Genomic DNA, 21,470 nt, shown 5'->3' on the forward strand with positions numbered 1-21,470 from the left:
TCATGCCGCCTAGACACGCGCCTGAAACGAATCCGTAAAAAGAAAGTACCTAAAGTTGGCCGACGACACCGTCCTCGCCGATCCTTCCGCTATCGCCAACATCTCCATCGTCGAGGAGATGAAGACCAGCTACCTCGACTATGCGATGAGCGTCATCGTGGCGCGCGCGCTGCCCGACGTGCGCGACGGGCTGAAGCCGGTGCATCGCCGAATCCTGTTCTCGGCGAACGAAAGCGGGTTCCTGTACAACCGCCCGTATCGCAAGTCGGCGCGCATCGTCGGCGACGTGATCGGTAAATATCATCCGCACGGCGACAGCTCGATCTACGAAGCGCTGGTCCGCATGACGCAGGACTGGTCGATGCGCGTGCCGCTGATCGACGGTCAGGGCAATTTCGGCTCGATGGACCCCGATCCCGCGGCCGCGATGCGCTATACCGAGGCGCGGCTGGCGAAGTCCGCCAACTATTTGATGGATGACCTCGACAAGGATACGGTCGACTTCCAACCGAACTACGACGGGTCGGAGCGCGAGCCGCAGGTGCTGCCGGCGCGCTTCCCCAATCTGCTGGTCAATGGCGCGGGCGGCATCGCGGTCGGCATGGCGACCAACATCCCGCCGCACAATCTCGGCGAGGTGATCGACGCCTGTTTCGCCTATCTCGACAATGGCGCGATCACGACCGAAGAGCTGATGGAGATCGTCCCCGGCCCGGACTTCCCGACCGGCGCGATCATCCTCGGCCGCGCCGGCGCGCGCTCGGCCTATGAGACCGGGCGCGGCTCGGTGATCGTGCGCAGCCGCCACAAGATCGAGACCGGGCGTGGCGACCGCACCTCGATCGTGCTGACCGAAATCCCGTTCCAGCAGGGCAAGAACGCGCTCGTCGAGAAGATCGCTGAGGCCGCCAAGGACAAGCGGATCGAGGGCGTCAGCGACATTCGCGACGAATCGAACCGCGAAGGCGTCCGCATCGTTATCGACCTGAAGCGTGACGCGACCCCCGAGGTGGTGCTCAACCAGCTCTGGCGGCACACGCCCGCGCAGGGCTCGTTCCCCGCGAACATGCTCGCGATCCGCGGCGGCCGCCCCGAATTGCTCAACCTGCGCGACATCATCAGCGCGTTCGTGCAGTTCCGCGAACAGGTCATCACCCGCCGCGCCAAGTTCGAGCTGAACAAGGCCCGCGAGCGCGCCCATATCCTGCTCGGCCTCGTCATCGCGGTAACGAACCTCGACGAAGTCGTGCGGATCATCCGCGGTTCGTCGAGCCCGGCGGAGGCACGCGGCAAGCTGCTCACCCGCGACTGGCCGATCGCCGAGATCGCGCCGTACCTGCGGCTGGTCGAGGCGCTCGAAACCGATGTCGCGGGCGACACCTACCGCCTGTCGGAAGTGCAGGTCCGCGCGATCCTCGACCTGCGCCTTCACCGCCTCACCGCTCTGGGCCGCGACGAGATCGGCGACGAGCTCAAGACGCTCGCCGATTCGATCGCGGAACTGCTGGCGATCCTCTCCGACCGCGTGAAGCTCTACGCGGTGATGCGCGACGAACTCCGCGAGGTGCGCGAGCTGTTCGCGACCCCGCGCCGCACCGAGATCGCTGCGGCCGCCGACGGGATCGACGACGAGGACCTGATCGAGCGCGAGGACATGGTGGTGACCGTCACCATGGCCGGCTACATCAAGCGCACCCCGCTCGATGCCTTCCGTGCGCAGGCGCGCGGCGGCAAGGGTCGCGCCGGTATGGCGACCAAGGACGAGGATGTCGTCACCAAGCTGTTCGTCACCTCGACGCACACGCCGGTGCTGTTCTTCTCGACGCTCGGCCGCGTGTACCGCATGAAGGTCTGGCGCCTTCCCGAGGGCGGGCCGGCGACGCGCGGTCGCCCGATGATCAACCTGCTCCCGCTCGATCAGGGCGAGACGATCTCGACCGTCCTGCCGCTGCCCGAGGACGAGGCGGAATGGGGCAAGCTCCACGTCATGTTCGCCACCGTGAAGGGATCGGTGCGCCGCAACTCGATGGACGCGTTCACCAACGTGCCCTCGAACGGCAAGATCGCGATGAAGTTCGAGGGCGAGGATGCCGACGACCGCCTGATCGGCGTGGCGTTGCTTGACGAGGGCGACGACGTTTTGCTCGCCACCCGTGCCGGCAAAGCGATCCGCTTCGCCGCCGACGAGGTCCGCGAGTTCCAGAGCCGCAACTCGACCGGCGTGCGCGGCATCGCGCTCAAGGGCGACGATCAGGTGATCTCGCTGTCGGTGCTGCACCGCGTCGGGGTCCGCGATCAGGAAGAGCGCGACGAATATCTCCGCAACGCGCCGTGGAAGGAACGCGAGGGCGAGCTGACGATGCCGCTCGACCGTTTCGAGGATTTGCGCGCGCGCGAGCAGTTCGTGCTGACGGTCTGCGCCAACGGTTACGGCAAGATCAGCTCGGCCTATGAATATCGCCGCACCGGCCGTGGTGGTCAGGGCATCACCAACATCGACAACATCGCGCGCAACGGCCCGGTCGTCGCCAGCTTCCCCTCGACCAAGGCCGAGCAGCTGATGCTGGTGACGGATCAGGCGAAGATGATCCGGATGCCGCTCGGCTCGCTGCGCGTCATCGGCCGCGGATCGGCCGGCGTGCGACTGTTCAACGTCGCCAAGGACGAGCATGTCGTGTCCGCCGCGCGGATCGACGAGGAGCCCGAGCCCGAGGATGCCGCCGAGGCGCTGGTCGCGGAGGAACTGGCCGGCGATCAGGCGGTAGCGCCGGTGGATGACGCGACGGTCGGCGACGATGCCGCCGCCGGCCCGGAGGATGGCGAATGACCGACCTGCCGCTGACCGCCTATAAGGTCCTGACCGCCGGGCAGATGGCGACGCTGGAACAGCATGGGCAGTTCGGCGGCGCGCCGGTCGACGTGGCGGACGGCTACATCCATCTGTCGACCGCCGAACAGCTTGCCGAGACGATCGGCAAGCATTTCGCCGGACAGGCCGATCTGCACATCGTCGCGGTCGACCTCGCCGCGCACGGCGACAAGGTGAAGTGGGAAGAGTCGCGCGGCGGCCAGCTCTTCCCGCACCTTTACGGTGAGATGCTGCTGGAAACGGTCATCGCCTACGGCCCGCTCGACCGCCGCGCCGACGGCACGATCAAGCTCCCCACCACCGGCTAACCGTCGCCCGGCGGAGGTAGGGGCGACGATCAGGCGTATAGATCCACCACCTCACGCCCCTTGCCCACCGCCTGCAACAACAACGTCCGGTGGCAATGGCACGGGTCCCGCTCGAAACAAAGCAACGCGCTCGGCACCTCGTCCGCCAGCGCCAGCATCTGCGCCGCCTGCGCCTGCGCCTCGGGCAGCTCCAGCTGGTCGTCATATACCGCGGTCAGTGTCGCGACGTCGCCCTTCTTCGCCGCATCGCGCCCGCGCTTCGGCGTGCCCAGCGCCTTCAGGTGCACATAATCGATCCCCGCCTCGCGCAGCGACGCCGCGAGCGGCGACTTGGAGAAGCCCGGTCGTCGCGACAATGGCAATGCCCGCACGTCGATCACCCGCCGCACGCCCGTGGTCTGCAACGCCGCGATGAACTCCGCCATCGTCACGCCTTCGTACCCGATGGTATAGATCGTCATGTGCCCAGAGGTGGTCGCGCGCCGCTGACAAGACAAGCCGCACCCGCTATCCGCCCCCGATGACGTATGACATTCATATCGTGGGCGGCGGGCTCGCCGGGTCGGAAGCAGCGTGGCAACTGGCCGGCGCCGGGTTCAGGGTCCGCCTGTCCGAAATGCGCGGCGGCGGCGACACCACCCCCGCTCACCACACCGACGATCTCGCCGAGCTGGTCTGCTCGAACAGTTTCCGCAGCGACGATGCGGACAGCAACGCCGTCGGCCTGCTGCATCAGGAATTGCGCGCGCTCGGCTCGCTGATCCTGCGCGAAGGCGACCGCCACCGCGTCCCCGCCGGTTCGGCGCTGGCCGTCGACCGCGACGGCTTCTCCGCCGGCGTGACGGCGGCGGTGGCGGCGCACCCGAACATCACCGTCGTCCGCGAGCGGATCGACACGCTCCCCGACACGCCTGCGATCATCGCCACCGGTCCGCTCACCGCGCCCGGCCTGTCGGAACGGATCGCCGCCGAAACCGGCCGCGACTCGCTGGCTTTCTTCGACGCGATCGCCCCGATCGTCCACCGCGACTCGATCGACATGGAGACAGCGTGGTTCCAGTCGCGCTGGAATAAGGGAACATCGGGCCGTCTGCCCCCCGGGCAGACTGAAGACAGCCGGGGGCTGTCTTCACCCGATGTTGGGACGGACTATATCAACTGCCCGCTCGACAAGGACCAGTATCACGCCTTCGTCGCCGCGCTGATCGACGGCGAGAAGACCGAATACCGCGAATGGGAGAACGTCCCCTATTTCGAAGGCTGTATGCCGATCGAGGTGATGGCGGAGCGTGGCCCCGAAACGCTGCGCTTCGGCCCGATGAAGGGCGTCGGCCTCGACGATCCGCGCACCGGCCGCTGGCCCTATGCCTGCGTCCAGCTCCGGCAGGACAATGCGCTCGGCACGCTGTGGAACATCGTCGGCTTCCAGACCAAGCTTAAGCACGCCGAGCAAGTTCGGCTGTTCCGCACCATCCCCGGCCTCGAAAACGCCGAGTTCGCGCGGCTCGGCGGGCTGCACCGCAACACCTTCCTGCGCTCGCCCGAATTGCTCGATGAAACGCTGCGGCTCCGCTCGCGCCCGAACATCCGCTTCGCCGGGCAGATCACCGGCTGCGAGGGCTATATCGAGAGCGCCTCGATCGGCCTGCTCGCCGGCCGCTTCGCGATCGCCGAACTGCGCGGTGAGACGCTGGCGCCGCCGCCGGTCGAAACCGCGCTCGGCGCACTTCTGTCGCACATCACCGGCGGCGCGGAGGCGGACAGCTACCAGCCGATGAACGTCAATTTCGGGCTCTTCCCGCCGATCCCCGGCCGCACGAAGAAAGCCGATCGCAAGAAGATGTATACCGACCGTGCACGCACCGCGCTCGCGGAGTGGCTGGCGGCTTAATCATCCGTCATTGCGAGCGTAGCGAAGCAATCCAGGGCCGGACCAGGACGCCCTGGATTGCTTCGCTACGCTCGCAATGACGACTCAAACCGGAATCGCCGTCGTATATTTCGTCATCGACAGCGCGAAATGCGACGACGCGCCCGCCACGGAAGGATGCCCCAGCAGCACCTGCATAAGGAAGTGATTGTAATCACTCACATCCGCCACGACGATCCGCATTAGATAATCCCATTCCCCCGACATCGAGAAACTCTCGACGATCTCCGGCCGCCCGTCGACGAATTGCTCGAACGCCTGCCGCGCCTCCACCGCGTGGCTGCGCATCCGCACGTTGCACAGCACGTTGACCCCGCGCCCGACCGCCGCCGGATCGACCAGCCGCACCGTCCGCGTCAGCACGCCCGACGCCTCCAGCGCCTTGACCCGCCGCCAGCACGACGCCGACGACGCGCCGACGCGCTGCGCCAGATCGGCGTTGCTCAGCGTCCCGTCGTCCTGCAACGCAGAAACGATCCGGCGATCGATCGGGTCGAGTTGATCGGACTGGTTCATCTAATCGCCATATAGCGCGCTGCCCGTTTCACCGGAAGCCACGAAGGCCCATATTCTGATAAGCATTGATCGCCGCCATATGCGATCGTGCCCTTATGGCAGACGCAACGATCACCCGCCCCGATGGAGCCGCCGCCGATTGGACGATCCCGCAGGGCTGGGATGCGTACACGGCCGAGGAACACGCCACCTGGGACACTTTGTTCGCGCGCCAGATCGCGATGCTGCCCGGCCGCGCCACGCCGGAGTTCTTGGACGGCCTCGACGTCCTCCGCCTGTCGAAACCCGGCATCCCCGATTTCGACGAACTCTCGGAGCGGCTGATGAAGGCAACCGGCTGGCAGGTCGTCGCCGTCCCCGGTCTCGTCCCCGACGACGTCTTCTTCGATCATCTCGCCAACCGCCGCTTCGTCTCGGGCAATTTCATCCGCCGCCCGGACCAGCTCGACTATCTTCAGGAGCCGGACGTCTTCCACGACGTCTTCGGCCACGTTCCCCTGCTCGCGAACCCGGTGTTCGCCGATTACATGCAGGCCTATGGACGAGGCGGGCAGCGCGCCGCGGCGATGGGCGCGATCGATCGCCTGTCGCGGCTCTACTGGTACACCGTCGAGTTCGGGCTGGTGCGCGCGGGCGACGGCCTCGCGCTCTATGGCGCCGGTATCGTCTCCTCGCGATCCGAATCGATCTTCGCGCTCGACGACCCCTCCCCGAACCGGATCGCGTTCGACCTGAAGCGCGTGATGCGCACCTGTTACCGGATCGACGATTTCCAGCAGAGCTACTTCGTCATCGACAGTTTCGAGGACCTGCTCGAGCAGACGCTCAACACCGATTTCGCCCCGCTTTACGCCGAGCTGGAAGGCCAGCCGGATCACGACCCGGAGACGATCCTGGCGGACGACCGCGTCTACGCGCGCGGCACGCAAGCGCACGCCCGCCGCTAACCTCTTCACCTGAAAGGCCCGACCATGACCGATCCCGCCAATCCGCTCGGCCTCGCCGGCTTCGAGTTCTGCGAATTCACCTCGCCCGATCCCGACGCGCTCGCCAGCCAGTTCGAGCAGATGGGCTTCGTCGCCGCGCACCGTCACCCGACCAGGCAGGTGACACGCTACGTACAGGGTCGCATCAACCTTCTGCTCAACCGTGAGCCGACCGGGCAGGCCGCCGACTTCCGCGCGCTTCACGGCCCGTCGGCCAGCGGCATGGCGTTCCGCGTCGCCGATCCGCAGGCCGCCTATGACCATGCGATCGCGGAGGGCGCGACCGCGGTCGACGCCGCGACGGGCACGCTCGGCGACGGCAGCTTCCCGATCGAGGGGATCGGCGGCAGCTACCTCTATCTCGTCAAGGCGGGCGAAGACCTCTACGCCGATTGGGAGGAAGTGCCCGGCTGGCGCGAGGCCGCCGCACAGAACAACGTCGGGCTCGATATCCTCGACCACCTCACCCACAATGTCCGCCGCGGCGAGATGCGGACGTGGTCGAGCTTCTACGGCCGGCTGTTCGGGTTCGAGGAGCAGAAGTTCTTCGACATCAAGGGCAAGGCCACCGGGCTGTTCAGCCAGGCGATGATCGCCCCCGATCTGGCGATCCGCATTCCGCTCAACGAGAGCAAGGACGAAACCTCGCAGATCGAGGAATTCATCCGCGAGTATAACGGCGAGGGTATCCAGCACCTCGCGCTGACCACCGACGATATTTTCGAGACGGTCGAGAAGCTGCGCGCGCGCGGCGTGCGGCTGCAGGACACGATCGAGACCTACTACGAACTGGTCGACAAGCGCGTCCCCGACCATGGCGAGGACCTCGAGCGGCTGAAGCGCAACCGCATCCTGATCGACGGCAACGTCGGCGACGAGGGTATCCTGCTCCAGATCTTCACCGAGAATATGGTCGGTCCGATCTTCTTCGAGATCATTCAGCGCAAGGGCAATCAGGGTTTCGGTAACGGCAATTTCCAGGCCTTGTTCGAAAGCATCGAGCTGGATCAGATCCGGCGCGGCGTGGTCAAGGTCGAGGCGTAAGTTACCTTCCCGTCGCCCCGGACTTGATCCGGGGCCCCGCTTCTTCTTCTATGTCCGAGGAGAAAAGAAGCGGGATCCCGGATCAAGTCCGGGATGACGAAAGAGGCAGGCGGTCCGCGAACCGGCGGGTTGATAAAAGGAGAGAGCCATGACCGAAACGCCCCGCTACCACCCCGGCTTCGGCAACCATGTCTCGACCGAGGCGGTCCCCGGCGCGCTCCCGATCGGCCGCAACTCGCCGCAACACGTCCCCTTCGGCCTCTACACCGAACAGCTCTCCGGCACCGCCTTCACCGCGCCGCGCCACGAGAATCGCCGAACGTGGCTCTATCGCCTCCGCCCGACCGCCCAGCACCACGCCTTCACCCGCTACGATGGCGCGCCGAACCTCCGCGCCGCGCCCTTCGACACGCCGCCCTCGCCCAACCGGATGCGCTGGGACCCGCTCCCGTGGCCGGACGCCGCGACCGACTGGCTCGACGGCCTCGTTACTTATGGTGGCAACGGCAGCGTCGCAGAGCAGACCGGCGTCGCGATCCACCTCTACGCCGCGACCGCTGACATGGACCGCGCCTTCTTCTCCGCTGACGGCGAGCTGCTGATCGTGCCGCAGAAGGGCGCGCTGACGATCGACACCGAGATGGGCCGCCTCGACGTCGCCCCGCTCCAGATCGCGGTGATCCCGCGTGGTGTACGCTTCCGCGTTCGGCTCGACAACAACGGGCGCGCGCGCGGCTACGTCTGCGAAAACTACGGCGCGCCTTTTCGCCTCCCCGATCTCGGCCCGATCGGTGCGAACGGCCTCGCCAATCCCCGCGACTTCGAAACGCCGGCCGCATGGTTCGAGGATCGCGACGAGCCCTGCACGATCATCCAGAAATTTCAGGGCGCGCTCTGGCAAACCACGCTCGATCACTCGCCGTTCGACGTGGTGGCATGGCATGGCAACCTCGCCCCCTATCGCTATGATCTGACACGGTTCAATGCGATCAACACCGTGTCTTTCGACCATTCCGATCCGTCGATCTTCACCGTGCTCACCTCACCGAGCGACACTCCCGGCACCGCCAATTGCGATTTCGTGATCTTCCCGCCGCGCTGGATGGTCGCCGAGGGCACGTTCCGCCCGCCGTGGTTCCATCGCAACGTCATGAGCGAGTTCATGGGCCTGATCGTCGGCGCCTACGATGCCAAGGAAGGCGGCGGATTCGTGCCCGGCGGTGCGAGCCTCCACAACCAGATGAATGGCCACGGCCCTGATCAGACGAGCTATGAGAAAGCGGTCACAAGCGACTTGAAACCGGTCAAGATCGACGGAGCGATGGCGTTCATGTTCGAGACCCGTCACGTCGTGCGTACCACCGCCTGGGCGCAAACTTCGCCAACAATGCAGCTCGATTACGACGACGTGTGGCGCGGCTTTCCCAAGGCGACACTCCCGCGGTGATCCACCGCACTGGAAAAAACCGTCGACCCTGCTAGCGTGCCGCTTATGCAGTTTCTCAAGATCCTGTTCTGGTCGCTGCTGGCGTTCGTCGCCGCGGTGTTCACGTTCGGCAATTGGACCAATGTCACCGTCCAGCTTTTCGGCGGGCTGGTCGCGGAGGTGAACCTGCCGCTGCTGCTGCTGGTCACTTTCCTGCTCGGCTTCGTGCCGACGCTGGTCTACCAGCATTGGGTGCGCTTCCGCCTGCGTCAGCGACTTACCGCCGCGGAACGCGCGACCGAGAGCGCGCTCGCCGCTGTCCGCGGTGCCGAGACGCCAGCGGCCCACACACCCCCAGCGGCCCCCGCAACCGGAGCCGAGTGATGGCCAGCCGCATCTTCGTCGCGCTCGACACCCCCGATCTCGATCGCGCCCGCACGCTGGCGCAGAAGGTCCGCCACCATGTCGGCGGCATCAAGCTGGGACTGGAATTCTTCTGCGCGCACGGCCCCGCTGGCATCCGCGCGATGGAAGAGATCGGCCTCCCCGTCTTCCTCGACCTGAAGCTCCACGACATCCCCAACACCGTCGCCAAGGCGGTGCAGTCGCTGGCGGGGCTCGCCCCCGCGGTGCTGACCGTCCACGCCAGCGGCGGCCGCGCGATGCTGGAGGATGCCAAGGCGGCGGCACATCCCTCGACGAAGGTGGTCGCGGTCACGATGCTCACCAGCCTCGACGAGGATGATCTCGCCGCGACCGGCGTGGCGGGCAGCGCGCACGACCACGTCCTGCGCCTCGCCGAGCTGGCGCACGCGGCCGGGCTCGACGGCATCGTCTGCTCCGGCGCCGAGGTGAAGGCCGCGCATGCCGCGTGGCCGAAGGGCTATTTCGTCGTCCCCGGCGTCCGCCCGGCGGATGGCGAGGTCGGCGACCAGAAGCGCGTCGTGACGCCGCGGATGGCGGTCGACCACGGCGCATCGATGCTTGTGATCGGCCGCCCGATCACCCAGGCCGAGGACCCGGACGCCGCCGCGCGCGCGATCGCCGCCACGCTCTAACGCGTTATTGGCAGGGTGGCAGCAAGCGCCTAAAGCCACGCGATGCCCGTCACCGCCAAGATCTGCGGCCTGTCCACGCCCGAAACGCTTGACGCCGCGCTCAAGGGCGGCGCGAGCCATGTCGGCTTCGTCGTCTTCCCGCCATCACCTCGCCACCTGACGCTCGATCGTCTCGCGGGCCTCGCCGCGCAGGTACCCGCGCACGTCCGCAAGGTCGGCGTGTTCGTCGACCCCGACGACGAATTGCTCGCCGCCACGGTCGCCGCCGGGCGGCTCGACGCGATCCAGCTCCACAAGACCACGCCCGAACGCGTCGCCGCACTCCGCCGCCTGTCGCAACGCGAGACCTGGGCGGCGATCGCGGTCAAGACCCGCGCCGACCTATCCGCCGCCCCCGCCTTCGCCGACGCCGCCGACCGCCTGCTATACGACGCCAAGACGCCGGAAGGCGCGACGCTCCCCGGCGGCATGGGCCTCCGCTTCGACTGGCAATTGCTCGACGGCTTCCGCCACCCGCTCCCCTGGGCGCTGTCGGGCGGGCTCGACAGCGCGAACGTCGCCGAGGCGATCGCACGGACCCGCGCCCCGCTGGTCGACGTTTCGTCAGGCGTCGAGTCCGCGCCCGGCGTCAAGGACGTGGACAAGATCGCCACCTTCCTGCAACGGGTTTCCGCATCATGAACGCACCCAATTCCTTCCGCGCGCAGCCGGACGAGCGCGGGCATTTCGGCCCCTATGGCGGCCGCTATGTCTCCGAAACGCTGATGCCGCTGATCCTAGACCTGGAGCGCGAATATCGCGCCGCCAAGCAGGACCCGGCGTTCGCCGCGCAGTTCGGCGACCTGCTCGAACATTATGTCGGCCGCCCGTCGCCGCTCTATTATGCCGAGCGGCTGACCGACACGCTGCGCGACAGCGCGCCCGACGGCCAAGATGGCGAAAAACGAGGCGCACAGGTCTGGTTCAAGCGCGACGAGCTGAACCACACCGGCGCGCACAAGATCAACAATTGCATCGGCCAGATCCTGCTCGCGATCCGCATGGGCAAGACGCGGATCATCGCCGAGACCGGCGCCGGCCAGCACGGCGTTGCCACGGCGACGGTCTGCGCACGCTTCGGGTTGCCGTGCGTGATCTACATGGGCGCCAAGGACGTCGAGCGGCAGCAGCCGAACGTCTTCCGCATGAAGCTGCTCGGGGCCGAGGTCCGCGCGGTCGAGAGCGGCGCGCGCACGCTGAAGGACGCGATGAACGAGGCGCTGCGCGACTGGGTCGCCAACGTCCACGACACCTTCTACATCATCGGCACCGCCGCCGGCCCGCATCCCTATCCGGAGCTGGTCCGCGACTTCCAGAGCGTGATCGGCCGCGAGGCGCGCGCGCAATTGCTCGACCGCACCGGACGGCTGCCCGACCTGCTGGTCGCCGCGATCGGTGGCGGGTCGAACGCGATCGGGCTGTTCCACCCGTTCCTCGACGATGTCGACGTCAAGATGCTCGGCGTCGAGGCGGCGGGCGAAGGCCTGGAGGCCAAACATGCCGCCAGCCTCGCCGGCGGCTTCCCGGGCGTGCTCCACGGCAACAAGACCTATCTGTTGCAGGACGACGACGGGCAGATCGCGGAGGCGCATTCGATCTCCGCCGGGCTCGACTATCCCGGCATCGGCCCCGAACATGCGTGGCTGAAGGACGGCGGTCGCGTCGAATACACTGCGGTCACCGATCGCGAGGCGCTCGACGCCTTCCAGCTCCTGTGCCGGACCGAGGGCATCATCCCCGCGCTGGAACCGTCGCACGCCATCGCCGCGGTGGCGCGCATCGCCAAGGACATGCCGCGGGATGCGATCATCGTCGCCAATCTGTGCGGACGCGGCGACAAGGACATCTTCACGGTCGCCGAAGCGCTGGGAGTGCAGATTTGACCCGTCTATCCGACGCGTTCATCGCCGATCGTCCGGCGCTGATCTGCTTCATCACCGCCGGCGATCCGTCGGTCGCCGCCACGCCCGCGATCCTCGATGCGCTGGTCGAGGGCGGCGCTGACGTGATCGAACTGGGGATGCCGTTCACCGATCCAATGGCGGACGGTCCGGCAATCCAGGCCGCGAACATCCGCGCGCTGGGCGGCGGGGTAACCACCGCCGACATCCTGCGGATTGCGACGGATTTTCGCGCCCGCCACCCGCTCACCCCGCTGGTGCTGATGGGCTATGCCAATCCGATGCTGCGCCGCGGGCCGGAATGGTTCGCCACCGCACTGCGTGACGCCGGTGTGGATGGCGTGATCTGCGTCGACGTTCCCCCCGAGGAAGACGATGCGCTTGGACCACAGTTACGCGCGATGGGAATCGATCTCATCCGCCTCGCCACCCCTACCACCCGCGACAAGCGGATCAGCGATGTCCTGAACGGCGCGAGCGGCTTCATTTATTACGTCTCGGTCGCCGGCATCACCGGCAAGCAACAGGCGCAGCAGGCGTCGATCGAGGAAGCGGTCACGCGGCTGAAGCAAGCCACTGATCTCCCGGTCGCGGTCGGCTTCGGCGTTCGCACGCCCGAACAGGCGCGCGCGATCGGCCGTGTTGCAGACGGCGTCGTCGTCGGCTCGGCGATCGTCGAGATTGTCGCCAAGCATGGTGCCGCTGCGCCTGCGTCCGTCGCGGCCTATATTCAGACGCTGTCGGCTGCGCTTGCCGACGCACGAAAGGTTTCCGCATGAGCTGGCTCAGCAACGTCCGCAACGCTTTGTCCGGGATCGTCCCCGGCGGCGCGAAGGCGCAGACTCCCGACCACCTCTGGCACAAGTGCAAGGGCTGCGGGACGATGGTCTTCACCAAGGAGCTGGAGGAAAACCTCCACGTCTGCCCGACCTGCGACCATCACGAGCGGATCGGCCCGGGCGAGCGGTTCGAGCATTTGCTCGACCCCGCCAGCATTGACGTGCTGCCCGCCCCGCGCTCGCCCGAGGACCCGCTCAAGTTCCGCGATTCTAAGCGTTACACCGATCGCCTCAAGGCCGCGCGCGCCAGCACCGGCGAGCAGGACGCCTTCGTCAACGCGCGCGGTACAATCGACGGCCACCGCGTCGTGATTGGGGTCCAGGACTTTGCCTTCATGGGCGGCTCGATGGGCCAGGCGGTTGGCGAGGCGTTCATCCAGGGCGTAGAGACCGCGGTGAAGGACCGCGCACCGTTCATCGTCTTCACCGCCTCGGGCGGCGCGCGGATGCAGGAGGGCATTCTCAGCCTGATGCAGATGCCGCGCAGCACCGTCGCGATCCAGATGCTCCACGATGCCGGGCTGCCCTATATCGTCGTGCTGACCGACCCGACCTCGGGCGGCGTGATGGCCGCCTACGCGATGCTCGGCGACGTCCACATCGCAGAGCCCAAGGCGACGCTCGCCTTCACCGGTCGCCGCGTGATCGAGAGCACGATTCGCGAGAAGCTGCCCGAGGATTTCCAGACCAGCGAATATTATCTGGAGCATGGCATGATCGACATGGTGGTCCACCGCCGCGAATTGCGCGCGAAGCTTGCCACCGTGATCAGCTATCTCTCCGGCGAGCGCAAGGCCGCCTGACCGACTGCCCGAATTACGTGGGCCAATCGACAGTCGCCGATCACGTGCCGTTTTCCGTCATCCCGGACCTCATCCGGGACCCCGCTTCTGGCCTCGGTCGTCGCTAGGAAGCGGGTCCCGGATCAAGGCCCTTCTGAGCTTTAGAAGGGTCCGGGACGACGAACCAGGGGGACGGACAGAAACGTCAAGTGACGACAGCAGGTAGATCAAGCTGGATGGATCACGCCCCGACCACACCACCGGTGACAGCCGACCACGCCGTCTCCACCGACGCCGCCGTTCAGGCGCAGCTTGACCGGCTGTGGTCGCTGTCGCCGGGCGCTGACGTGCTCGGGCTCGACCGGATCACGCGGTTGCTGGCGCGGCTGGGCGATCCACATCGCGCACTCCCGCCGGTCTTCCATGTCGCCGGTACCAACGGCAAGGGGTCGACCTGCGCGTTCCTGCGCGGCGCGCTGGAGGCGGCGGGGCACCGGGTCCATGTCTACTCCAGCCCGCATCTGGTCCGCTTCAACGAGCGAATCCGGCTGGCGGGGCGGCTGATCGACGATGCCGCGCTGGCGGCGCTGCTCAGCGAGGTGCTCGATCATGCCGATGGGATCGGCGCCAGCTTCTTCGAGATCACCACCGCTGCCGCCTTTCTCGCCTTCGCGCGCACGCCGGGTGACGCCTGTGTGATCGAGGTGGGTCTCGGCGGCCGGCTCGACGCCACCAACGTGCTGCCAGCGCCGGTGGCGTGCGGAATCGCGGCGCTCGGGATCGATCATCAGGCGTTTCTCGGCGACACGCTCGAGCAGATCGCCGCGGAAAAGGCGGGCATCGCCAAGCCCGGTGTGCCGCTGGTGACGATGGCCTATCCCTCCGCCATCGCCGCGAAGGTTGCGCACGTCGCGACGGCGCGTGGCGCGTCGTTTTTTTCGCAGGGAGAGGCGTGGCACTACGCCGCTGTCGACGATCGACTTCATTACGACGACCGGAATGGGTCGCTCGACCTGCCCTCGCCGTCGATGCCCGGCGCGCATCAGGGCGCCAACTTGGCGCTGGCGGCCGCGATGATCCGACACCAATCGACACTGTCGGTGCCGGCCGGTACGCTCGCTGCGTCGTCCGTAACGACCCGCTGGCCAGCGCGCCTGCAACGCCTGTCGCCGGGGCCGTTGATCGCGCCGCTCTCCGACGTGCCGGTCTGGCTCGATGGCGGGCACAACGCCTCAGCCGGGCGGGCCGTGGCCGCCGCGCTGCCGCATCATCTCGGCGACCCTTGCACGCGGTCGCTGACCGTGATCGTCGGGATGCTTGCGAACAAGGACGCGGCCGGGTTCCTCGCGCCGTTCGCCAATGCAGTGGGCACGCTGATCGCGGTACCCGTTCCCGGCCACGCCTGCCACGCGCCTGCCGACCTGCTGCGCGTCGCCGCTGAATTGGGCGTGCCACACCGCCTGAGCGCGGTGAATGTTCCCGCAGCCCTGGCCACAATCGCTGTCGTGCATCCGCGACCGGCTGGCGTGCTGATCGCCGGATCGCTCTATCTGGCCGGCGAAGTGTTGAGGGCGAACGACGAAGTGCCGGACTGATCCATAAACCTGAGATTGACTTGCAATAGCCGATCAGCGACGTTGGGTGGGCAAGAGGAGTCGCCTGTTCATGACCGAGCTTCCCGCCCCCGTTCTAACCGCTAGTGCCTTGCCCCACCCACTGCCGGACTGCCCCAACGCGCGGGTTATCCTGTTCGCGATGCGCCGGATGGGCGCACATGGGCTTGCGGATGCGCGTGCCGCTCATGGCTTTTTCACCAGCTTCGGCGAGGCGTTTCGCCGCCCGCTGCTCCTGATGCGCGCGCTGATGGCCGATCTCGCCGGCAATGCGACCGTGCCGATCGCGATCGCTCCGTGCTGCTGCGCGCGGATGACGCCGTCGGAGCATGTGTTGCTCGCGATCCTCGCGCGGGTAGAAACCCGGATCGATGGCGCGCGCCTGCTGATGCAGGATCTGTTGGGTCAGCGCCACGTCGACGGCGCGCTGGCCAGCGCTGCCGCGCTCGCCGCCGCCTTCGCCGATGAAGGCCGTCCGGTCTGTCTCTAGTCTAGCCGGCGGCGCCGTCGCGCGCGTCGCCTGGCCCTTCGGTGGCGGCGCTGCCGACCGAGCGGTCGACCAGCCCTGACCGGCTCATCCACCAGAACAACGCAACGCCCGGCAGCGCCAGCACGACTGTCAACAAATAGAAATTAACGTAGCCGACCCGCTCGACCAGCGCGCCCGCACTCGCGCCGGTAATGATCCGTCCCACCACGCTCGCCGCCGCCGAGATCAGCGCATATTGCGCGGCGGTAAAGCGCAGGTCGCACAATGCCGAAAAATAGGCGACCACCGTCACCCCGCCGATCCCGGATGCGATATTCTCGAAGGTCATCGCACCGGCGAGCCCGGGGTTGCTGTGCCCCGCCGCCGCCAGTGCCGCAAAGCTGGCGTTGGATACCGCCATCAGCACGAGGCTGATGAGCACCGAGCGCTTGAGTCCAAGCCGCGCGTACATGACCCCGCCGAGGAAAATACCGATCAGATAAGCCCAAAATCCGATCCCGACGTCGTACAATGCGATTTCGTCGTTGCTGAAACCGGTGTCGTTGAGCAACAGACGGAGCACCAACTGGCCCAGCGTATCGCCGATCTTGTGGATGAGGATGAATAATAGCACCACCAACGCGCCCGGACGCGCAAAGAACTGCACGAATGGTCGCCAGACCGCCGCTAGTGTCGTACCCGCTCCGCGCTTTGGCTCGACCTCGCGGTGCCGCCGCGGCTCCCCGACGATCAGACCTGCGACCATCGCCGGCAATGCGAGCACCGCGGTCGCCAGATAAGCCGCCGTCCAGCCATGCCGCGCGGCCACGAACAGCGCCAACGACGCCGCGCCCGCTGAGCCGATCCGCCAGCCATATTGACTCATTCCCGAGCCGACACCCAATTGGCGCGGCTCCAGTATCTCAATGCGATAGGCGTCGATCACCACGTCGAACGTCGATCCCGCGACCGCCACCAGGATCGCGGCCGTGACCGTCGCCCCGATGCTCGCCCGCGGATCGACCAACGCCAGATTTGCGACCGCAGCGATCACCAACACTCCTGCGACGAGCAGCCACGACACCCGCTGCCCCAAGGCGCCGAGCAACGGCAACCGCACGCCATCGACCACCCACGCCCACAAGAACTTGATATTGTAGACAAGGAACGCAAGGCTGAACGCCGTCACCGTTTTCTTGTCGATCCCGCTCTGCGCCAGCCGCGTGGTCAGCGTCGCCGCGATCATCGCGTAGGGGAAGCCCGACGATACGCCCAGGGCGAACGCCGCTACCGGCCCGCGTTCCAGATACGGTCGCACACCATCTACCCAGGTTCGTCCGTCGGTGCGCACCGTCATCCACATCGCCTTTGCTAAGCTCGGTGCTCGGCTTAGCGGGAAATTGCGATCAGGTAAGCCCGGTCATCGATGATCCCCCGCTGAATAACCGTAACCCGAGCGGCATTCGCGGTGGCTTTTTGCCGCCCGCCCGCAGCTCAATCACGTCGATCGAGCCCAGCAAGTCTCGCGACGTATAGGGTTTCGCGAGGCAGCCGACTGCAACCCCTTCCGCCCCGACCGGGCATGCACCGGTCACGAACAATACCGGGATGGCCTGCGCAGACGCGGCCCGTGCGACGTCAATACCGCTGCCATCGGCGAGGTTGACATCGACCAGCACCAGATCGATCGCCGCTCCGCTCTCGATCAGCTGGACGGCGTCCGCGACACGGTCGACGGTCGCTACGACGGTGAAGCCCTGCGTGCCAAGCATATGTTCGGTATCGAACGCGACCAGGGGCTCGTCCTCGACGACCAGCAACTTCTCGATCGTCCGCTGTTTCCGCCCGAACAACATGATCCTTCAATACCCCCGCTTCGCCGCTTTCGTCTAACACGGCTGACGTGAATAATGTCCCGGCTCTTTCCGCAATTGCTCGCCCGCGCACGATCACGGTCCTTGTTGCGGGCGCTCACAGACCCTAAGCGACCAAGATGGCCGACGAACGTTCCCCGCACCGCATCGCCAAGCTGCTCGCCCGCGCGGGTGTGGCCTCCCGTCGGGAAGTCGAGCGGATGATCGCTGAGGGCCGCGTTGCCAAGGATGGCGTCGTGCTCGACACCCCGGCGACGGTTCTCCCGTCGCTCGACGGGGTGACGGTGGACGGCGCGCCCATCGCGGCGGCAGAACCGACGCGCTTGTTCCTTTTCCACAAGCCGACCGGTGTGCTGACAGCTGAGCGCGATCCGGCAGGCCGGGCAACGATCTACGACCGGCTGCCCAAGGACCTGCCGCGGCTGGTCCCGGTCGGTCGACTCGATCTCAATACCGAGGGTTTACTGCTTCTCACCACGGACGGCGAGTTGAAGCGGCAGCTCGAATTGCCCGCTACGGGGGTCGAACGCAGCTACCGCGCCCGGGCTTATGGTCAGATCAGCCAGGCGCAACTCGAGGAGTTGATCCACGGCATCGAGATCGAGGGTGTGCGATATGGCGCGATCGACGCCAATCTCGAGCGCCGCACCGGCGCGAACGTCTGGATCGAGATGACGCTCACCGAGGGGAAGAACCGCGAGGTCCGGCGCGTGCTCGAACATCTCGGACTGCGCGTCAGCCGGCTGATCCGTACCCGCTACGGCCCGTTCGTGCTCGGCGATCTGCCGGTTGGTGACATCGGTGAGGTCCGGGTCGCGGACCTGATTGCTTTCCGCCAGACCCTGAAGGCCGCCGCCCGCCTTCGCCCACCCGTCGCCGATGTCGCGGTGACAGGGAGCCGCCGCGCTCCTGCCTCACGCTCGGTGTCCACGGGCCGTTCAGTCGCTGGCGTTCCTCGGCCGGCGGGCGGTGCGCGCGCAGCCAGTCCGGTACGGTCTGGTGCCCCGCAACGCGCTGGCGGTGCACCGTCGCCAGTGCGGACACCCGAACGCGCGCCGGCAAAGCGCGCAGCTGCCGGCCCGCGGGACTCGCGCCTCGCAGCGAAGGAGACTGCGCCAAAACCCGATGAACAGGCACTCACGCCAGCGCGCCCCGAGCGCATCAAGCGTCAGCCGGGTTGGGCCAAGCCGAAGCCAAAATCCGGCGCCCGGCCGCGGGGCCGCAAATGAGGATTATCGCCGGTCAGTGGCGCGGCCGACCGCTCGCCGCGCCGAAAGGCGACGCCACCCGCCCGACCGCGGATCGCACGCGCGAGGCGTTGTTCTCGATGCTCGCCAGCCGCGTCGGCAGCTTCGACGGGCTAGCCTGCGCAGACCTTTTCGCCGGGTCGGGCGCACTTGGCCTGGAGGCGCTGTCGCGTGGCGCCGCCTCCTGCCTGTTCGTTGAGCAAGACAAGGCCGCGCTCGACGCGTTGCGCGCCAACGTCGCGAAACTTGGCGCCAGCGGCGGGGACATTCGCCCAGGCTCCGTCATGGCGCTCGGACCCGCGCGCGCGCCGCTGGACATCGTCATGATGGACCCGCCGTACGCCACCGCCGCGGGCGCAGTCGCCGCCGACAAGCTGGCGCGACTTGGCTGGATCGGTCCCGCAACCTGGGTGTCGATCGAGACCGCCAAGGCCGAAGGCGAGGTGCCGCCCGGCTTCGTCGTCGACGCAGACCGCACGCATGGTCGGGCGCGGTTAATGCTGCTGCGGCTCGCCTGAGCGTCAGACGACGCCGCCGCGGGGACGCATCGCCAGCAACGCGACCAGGCTCACGAGCGACATCGCAGCGAGATAGCCGCCGACCAGCGACAGGCCGCCGTGCCGCGCCAGCGTCTCGGCGGCGACCGGTGTCAGCCCGCCGCCGATGATGCCCGCCATGTTGAAGGCGAGGCTGACGCCGGTGTAGCGCACCCGTGCGGGGAAGAGCCCCGGCAGCCACGCGCCTAGCGGGCCATAGACGAACCCCATGGCAAACAACGCTATCGCCAGACTGGCGAACATCAAGGGCGGCGACCCCGAGCCGAGCCCCGGCGCCAGCACGAAGCCCGCCACCACCGCGAACACGCACCCCCAGGTCAGCACATGCCGCGCGTCGCGCCGGTCGGCCCAGATTCCCGACAGCACAATGCCGGCCGCCATGAAGAGGATCGCCCCGAGCTGCATCGACAGGATCGTCGGCCGGGCGATCCCCAGCCGCGTCGTGGCGTAGCCAAGCGCGAACGCAGTCGCGATATAATAGACGGCAAAGCACGCGATCGCACCCGCGGTCCCACCCAGCGCGGCACGCCAGTGATCGCGCAGCAATTCACCCATCGGCACCGCCGGCGGCGGGCCTTCCTCGAGCACGCGCGCAAACGCGGGCGTCTCGGCAATCTTCAGTCGCACCCATAAACCGACCCCGACGAGCACAATTGACAGCACGAACGGCACTCGCCAGCCCCAGGCCACGAAATCCTCCGCGCTCATCACTAACCCGAGAAGCAGGAACAAGCCGTTGGCGGCAACGAAGCCGACCGGTGCGCCGAGTTGTGGCACCATGCCGTAACGCCCTTGCCAGCCTGGCGGTGCATTCTCGACCGCCAGCAACGCCGCCCCGCCCCATTCACCCCCGAGGCCGAAGCCTTGCCCGAATCGCAACAGGCAGAGGAGCAGCGGGGCGAGATAGCCGGCCTGCGCGTAGGTCGGAAGGAAGGCAATGGCGAGCGTCGACCCGCCCATGAGCATCAGGCTTACGACCAGCGTCGACTTGCGCCCGATCCGATCGCCATAATGGCCGAACGCCCAGGCGCCGACCGGTCGCGCGAAAAAAGCCACCGCCAGGCTTGCATAAGCCGCGAGTAGCTGCGCCGACGGGTCACCTGCCGGGAAGAAGAGCGGGCCGAAGACCAGTGAGGCAGCTGTTGCGTAGATGTAAAAGTCGTAAAACTCTACCGATGTGCCGACGAGGCTGGCGAGCAGGATGCGGCGGTGTGAGGCGCCCGGCTGAACGGTGGCGGCGGAGGAGGAAACGTCCATGTCCCCTTTCCACGCAGCCCCGCTCCCGCGTCAACGCACAAATATATGTCGTTGCAGTCACGAAAACGGGCTTCAAAGACACATGACAGCAATGTTGTCGCGTTACAGAGACTTGTGCGGTGCCCCGTTGGGTGCGCATCGCATATCGCCGGGCAATCCCCCTCGCCCGGCCATTCCCTGAACTACGGGGCGACCCGTTAGGGTCGCCCCGATTTTTCGGGCTAGCCCGACAGCGCCGCGTGGAGTTGCGCCTTGGTCATCGTTGATCGCCCTGCGATCCCGCGCTTCTGCGTAAAGCTGGTCTCGGGTGCGAGGGTCGCGGGCAGCAGCGATTTTCGTCGCAAGCTCGTGCGGCTGTGCCGAAAACTGTTTTCCCTTCCTCTTGTCGGCGCGCTTCTTCGCGGTGGTACGCGCATATTCCTCGTCAGACAGCCCCGCGAGCGCCTTTTTCGGCAGATAGCGCTCGCCAGTGTCCTCGCTTCGCTCGCCCGACTTGGTACTCCAATCCTCCTCGGTCCATTGGTGCAGCGAATTGTCGGCGTCCTTGCTGCCCTTGTAGCCGCCGCCGCGCTTCTTGTACTCGGCGACCGCCAGTTGCGCCTTGCGCGCCGACCACTGCCCTTTCCGGCCGCCCTTCGCGCCGGCGGTAACCTCGTCCTTTACCTTGTCCCAAAGCGCAGGATCGGATTTCTCAGCAGTATCGGACATTGACGCACCTCCAACCGCTTCAACCCGCCGCTCCGGTAGTAAGTCGC

At 67.0% G+C, this 21,470-nt stretch carries 22 protein-coding genes; 16 read left to right on the forward strand and 6 right to left on the reverse strand.

What is annotated here, in order from left to right:
• The first annotated feature begins 55 nt into the window (after positions 1–55).
• The gene (gyrA, locus tag BACI71_RS08060; protein ID WP_159757324.1) at positions 56–2,827 is read left to right on the forward strand and encodes a DNA gyrase subunit A; all 2,772 of its coding nucleotides are present in this window, start codon (positions 56–58) and stop codon (positions 2,825–2,827) included.
• Entirely contained in the window at positions 2,824–3,177 is a 354-nt protein-coding gene (locus tag BACI71_RS08065) for a DUF952 domain-containing protein (protein WP_159757327.1), read from the forward strand. Before gyrA ends, BACI71_RS08065 begins: the two co-directional genes overlap by 4 nt.
• A gap of 29 nt (positions 3,178–3,206) precedes the next feature.
• Here BACI71_RS08065 and BACI71_RS08070 read toward each other — a convergent pair whose 3' ends face one another.
• Positions 3,207–3,638, reverse strand: a complete 432-nt coding sequence (locus tag BACI71_RS08070) for a DUF488 domain-containing protein (RefSeq protein ID WP_159757330.1) — start codon at positions 3,636–3,638, stop codon at positions 3,207–3,209.
• Between the two features lie 59 nt (positions 3,639–3,697).
• Here BACI71_RS08070 and trmFO point away from each other — a divergent pair, with 59 nt between their 5' ends.
• Positions 3,698–5,068, forward strand: coding sequence for a methylenetetrahydrofolate--tRNA-(uracil(54)-C(5))-methyltransferase (FADH(2)-oxidizing) TrmFO (trmFO, locus tag BACI71_RS08075; protein ID WP_159757333.1), 1,371 nt, complete (start codon positions 3,698–3,700; stop codon positions 5,066–5,068).
• Positions 5,069–5,152: 84 nt separating this feature from the next.
• On the opposite strand, the gene BACI71_RS08080 is transcribed toward trmFO, so the two are convergent.
• The gene (locus BACI71_RS08080) at positions 5,153–5,623 is read right to left on the reverse strand and encodes an Lrp/AsnC family transcriptional regulator (RefSeq protein WP_159757336.1); all 471 of its coding nucleotides are present in this window, start codon (positions 5,621–5,623) and stop codon (positions 5,153–5,155) included.
• Between the two features lie 95 nt (positions 5,624–5,718).
• Between BACI71_RS08080 and phhA the strand changes: the two genes are divergently transcribed.
• From phhA to BACI71_RS08135, 11 genes are all read left to right on the forward strand, one after another.
• Positions 5,719–6,570 (forward strand): phenylalanine 4-monooxygenase, encoded by an 852-nt coding sequence (phhA, locus tag BACI71_RS08085; protein WP_159757339.1) that lies wholly within the window; start codon positions 5,719–5,721, stop codon positions 6,568–6,570.
• A gap of 24 nt (positions 6,571–6,594) precedes the next feature.
• The gene (gene hppD, locus BACI71_RS08090) at positions 6,595–7,653 is read left to right on the forward strand and encodes a 4-hydroxyphenylpyruvate dioxygenase (protein ID WP_159757342.1); all 1,059 of its coding nucleotides are present in this window, start codon (positions 6,595–6,597) and stop codon (positions 7,651–7,653) included.
• A 148-nt stretch (positions 7,654–7,801) separates the two neighbouring features.
• Complete coding sequence (gene hmgA / locus BACI71_RS08095) at positions 7,802–9,100, forward strand: homogentisate 1,2-dioxygenase (protein ID WP_159757345.1); 1,299 nt, start codon at positions 7,802–7,804, stop codon at positions 9,098–9,100.
• 45 nt (positions 9,101–9,145) lie between these two features.
• Positions 9,146–9,463 (forward strand): lipopolysaccharide assembly protein LapA domain-containing protein, encoded by a 318-nt coding sequence (locus BACI71_RS08100; RefSeq protein ID WP_159757348.1) that lies wholly within the window; start codon positions 9,146–9,148, stop codon positions 9,461–9,463.
• Positions 9,463–10,137 carry an orotidine-5'-phosphate decarboxylase gene (pyrF, locus tag BACI71_RS08105; RefSeq protein ID WP_159757351.1) on the forward strand — a complete coding sequence of 225 codons (675 nt, stop codon included), beginning with the start codon at positions 9,463–9,465 and terminating at the stop codon, positions 10,135–10,137. The genes BACI71_RS08100 and pyrF overlap by 1 nt, the downstream gene beginning before the upstream one ends.
• Before the next feature lie 42 nt (positions 10,138–10,179).
• Positions 10,180–10,818, forward strand: a complete 639-nt coding sequence (locus BACI71_RS08110) for a phosphoribosylanthranilate isomerase (RefSeq protein ID WP_159757354.1) — start codon at positions 10,180–10,182, stop codon at positions 10,816–10,818.
• Positions 10,815–12,059, forward strand: a complete 1,245-nt coding sequence (gene trpB / locus BACI71_RS08115; protein ID WP_159757357.1) for a tryptophan synthase subunit beta — start codon at positions 10,815–10,817, stop codon at positions 12,057–12,059. Before BACI71_RS08110 ends, trpB begins: the two co-directional genes overlap by 4 nt.
• Entirely contained in the window at positions 12,056–12,856 is an 801-nt protein-coding gene (gene trpA, locus BACI71_RS08120; RefSeq protein ID WP_159757360.1) for a tryptophan synthase subunit alpha, read from the forward strand. The genes trpB and trpA overlap by 4 nt, the downstream gene beginning before the upstream one ends.
• On the forward strand, positions 12,853–13,719 hold the full coding sequence (gene accD, locus BACI71_RS08125; RefSeq protein WP_159757363.1) for an acetyl-CoA carboxylase, carboxyltransferase subunit beta: 867 nt from the start codon (positions 12,853–12,855) through the stop codon (positions 13,717–13,719). Before trpA ends, accD begins: the two co-directional genes overlap by 4 nt.
• 215 nt (positions 13,720–13,934) lie before the next feature.
• Positions 13,935–15,293, forward strand: a complete 1,359-nt coding sequence (locus tag BACI71_RS08130) for a bifunctional folylpolyglutamate synthase/dihydrofolate synthase (RefSeq protein ID WP_159757366.1) — start codon at positions 13,935–13,937, stop codon at positions 15,291–15,293.
• A gap of 70 nt (positions 15,294–15,363) precedes the next feature.
• Positions 15,364–15,801 (forward strand): DUF6628 family protein, encoded by a 438-nt coding sequence (locus BACI71_RS08135; RefSeq protein WP_159757369.1) that lies wholly within the window; start codon positions 15,364–15,366, stop codon positions 15,799–15,801.
• A gap of 1 nt (position 15,802) precedes the next feature.
• On the opposite strand, the gene BACI71_RS08140 is transcribed toward BACI71_RS08135, so the two are convergent.
• Positions 15,803–17,137, reverse strand: coding sequence for an AmpG family muropeptide MFS transporter (locus tag BACI71_RS08140; RefSeq protein ID WP_159757372.1), 1,335 nt, complete (start codon positions 17,135–17,137; stop codon positions 15,803–15,805).
• Between the two features lie 49 nt (positions 17,138–17,186).
• On the reverse strand, positions 17,187–17,636 hold the full coding sequence (locus tag BACI71_RS08145) for a response regulator (protein WP_159757375.1): 450 nt from the start codon (positions 17,634–17,636) through the stop codon (positions 17,187–17,189).
• A 137-nt stretch (positions 17,637–17,773) separates the two neighbouring features.
• Here BACI71_RS08145 and BACI71_RS08150 point away from each other — a divergent pair, with 137 nt between their 5' ends.
• Together BACI71_RS08150 and rsmD are read left to right on the forward strand one after the other, a co-directional pair.
• A complete protein-coding gene (locus BACI71_RS08150; RefSeq protein ID WP_201297331.1) occupies positions 17,774–18,883 on the forward strand; it encodes a pseudouridine synthase in 1,110 nt (369 codons plus the stop codon).
• Positions 18,880–19,419 (forward strand): 16S rRNA (guanine(966)-N(2))-methyltransferase RsmD, encoded by a 540-nt coding sequence (gene rsmD, locus BACI71_RS08155; protein WP_159757378.1) that lies wholly within the window; start codon positions 18,880–18,882, stop codon positions 19,417–19,419. The genes BACI71_RS08150 and rsmD overlap by 4 nt, the downstream gene beginning before the upstream one ends.
• Before the next feature lie 3 nt (positions 19,420–19,422).
• Here rsmD and BACI71_RS08160 read toward each other — a convergent pair whose 3' ends face one another.
• Complete coding sequence (locus BACI71_RS08160) at positions 19,423–20,715, reverse strand: MFS transporter (protein WP_159757381.1); 1,293 nt, start codon at positions 20,713–20,715, stop codon at positions 19,423–19,425.
• Between the two features lie 102 nt (positions 20,716–20,817).
• A complete protein-coding gene (locus BACI71_RS08165; protein ID WP_201297332.1) occupies positions 20,818–21,423 on the reverse strand; it encodes a DUF5872 domain-containing protein in 606 nt (201 codons plus the stop codon).
• Positions 21,424–21,470 lie beyond the last annotated feature (47 nt).

Origin of the sequence: Sphingomonas sp. 8AM (genome assembly GCF_902506455.1) — a bacterium.
Classification (GTDB): Bacteria; Pseudomonadota; Alphaproteobacteria; order Sphingomonadales; family Sphingomonadaceae; genus Sphingomonas.

Excerpts from the sequence above, each read along its gene's own strand:
- BACI71_RS08150 (WP_201297331.1), top strand. The coding sequence starts at position 17,774 with ATGGCCGACGAACGTTCCCCGCACCGCATCGCCAAGCTGCTCGCCCGC.
- BACI71_RS08135 (WP_159757369.1), top strand. The coding sequence starts at position 15,364 with ATGACCGAGCTTCCCGCCCCCGTTCTAACCGCTAGTGCCTTGCCCCAC.
- BACI71_RS08140 (WP_159757372.1), bottom strand. The coding sequence starts at position 17,137 with ATGACGGTGCGCACCGACGGACGAACCTGGGTAGATGGTGTGCGACCG.
- BACI71_RS08110 (WP_159757354.1), top strand. The coding sequence starts at position 10,180 with ATGCCCGTCACCGCCAAGATCTGCGGCCTGTCCACGCCCGAAACGCTT.
- trmFO (WP_159757333.1), top strand. The coding sequence starts at position 3,698 with ATGACGTATGACATTCATATCGTGGGCGGCGGGCTCGCCGGGTCGGAA.
- BACI71_RS08130 (WP_159757366.1), top strand. The coding sequence starts at position 13,935 with ATGGATCACGCCCCGACCACACCACCGGTGACAGCCGACCACGCCGTC.
- BACI71_RS08065 (WP_159757327.1), top strand. The coding sequence starts at position 2,824 with ATGACCGACCTGCCGCTGACCGCCTATAAGGTCCTGACCGCCGGGCAG.
- pyrF (WP_159757351.1), top strand. The coding sequence starts at position 9,463 with ATGGCCAGCCGCATCTTCGTCGCGCTCGACACCCCCGATCTCGATCGC.
- hmgA (WP_159757345.1), top strand. The coding sequence starts at position 7,802 with ATGACCGAAACGCCCCGCTACCACCCCGGCTTCGGCAACCATGTCTCG.
- trpB (WP_159757357.1), top strand. The coding sequence starts at position 10,815 with ATGAACGCACCCAATTCCTTCCGCGCGCAGCCGGACGAGCGCGGGCAT.
- BACI71_RS08100 (WP_159757348.1), top strand. The coding sequence starts at position 9,146 with ATGCAGTTTCTCAAGATCCTGTTCTGGTCGCTGCTGGCGTTCGTCGCC.
- BACI71_RS08145 (WP_159757375.1), bottom strand. The coding sequence starts at position 17,636 with ATGTTGTTCGGGCGGAAACAGCGGACGATCGAGAAGTTGCTGGTCGTC.
- BACI71_RS08070 (WP_159757330.1), bottom strand. The coding sequence starts at position 3,638 with ATGACGATCTATACCATCGGGTACGAAGGCGTGACGATGGCGGAGTTC.
- rsmD (WP_159757378.1), top strand. The coding sequence starts at position 18,880 with ATGAGGATTATCGCCGGTCAGTGGCGCGGCCGACCGCTCGCCGCGCCG.
- BACI71_RS08160 (WP_159757381.1), bottom strand. The coding sequence starts at position 20,715 with ATGGACGTTTCCTCCTCCGCCGCCACCGTTCAGCCGGGCGCCTCACAC.
- BACI71_RS08080 (WP_159757336.1), bottom strand. The coding sequence starts at position 5,623 with ATGAACCAGTCCGATCAACTCGACCCGATCGATCGCCGGATCGTTTCT.
- phhA (WP_159757339.1), top strand. The coding sequence starts at position 5,719 with ATGGCAGACGCAACGATCACCCGCCCCGATGGAGCCGCCGCCGATTGG.
- BACI71_RS08165 (WP_201297332.1), bottom strand. The coding sequence starts at position 21,423 with ATGTCCGATACTGCTGAGAAATCCGATCCTGCGCTTTGGGACAAGGTA.
- accD (WP_159757363.1), top strand. The coding sequence starts at position 12,853 with ATGAGCTGGCTCAGCAACGTCCGCAACGCTTTGTCCGGGATCGTCCCC.
- hppD (WP_159757342.1), top strand. The coding sequence starts at position 6,595 with ATGACCGATCCCGCCAATCCGCTCGGCCTCGCCGGCTTCGAGTTCTGC.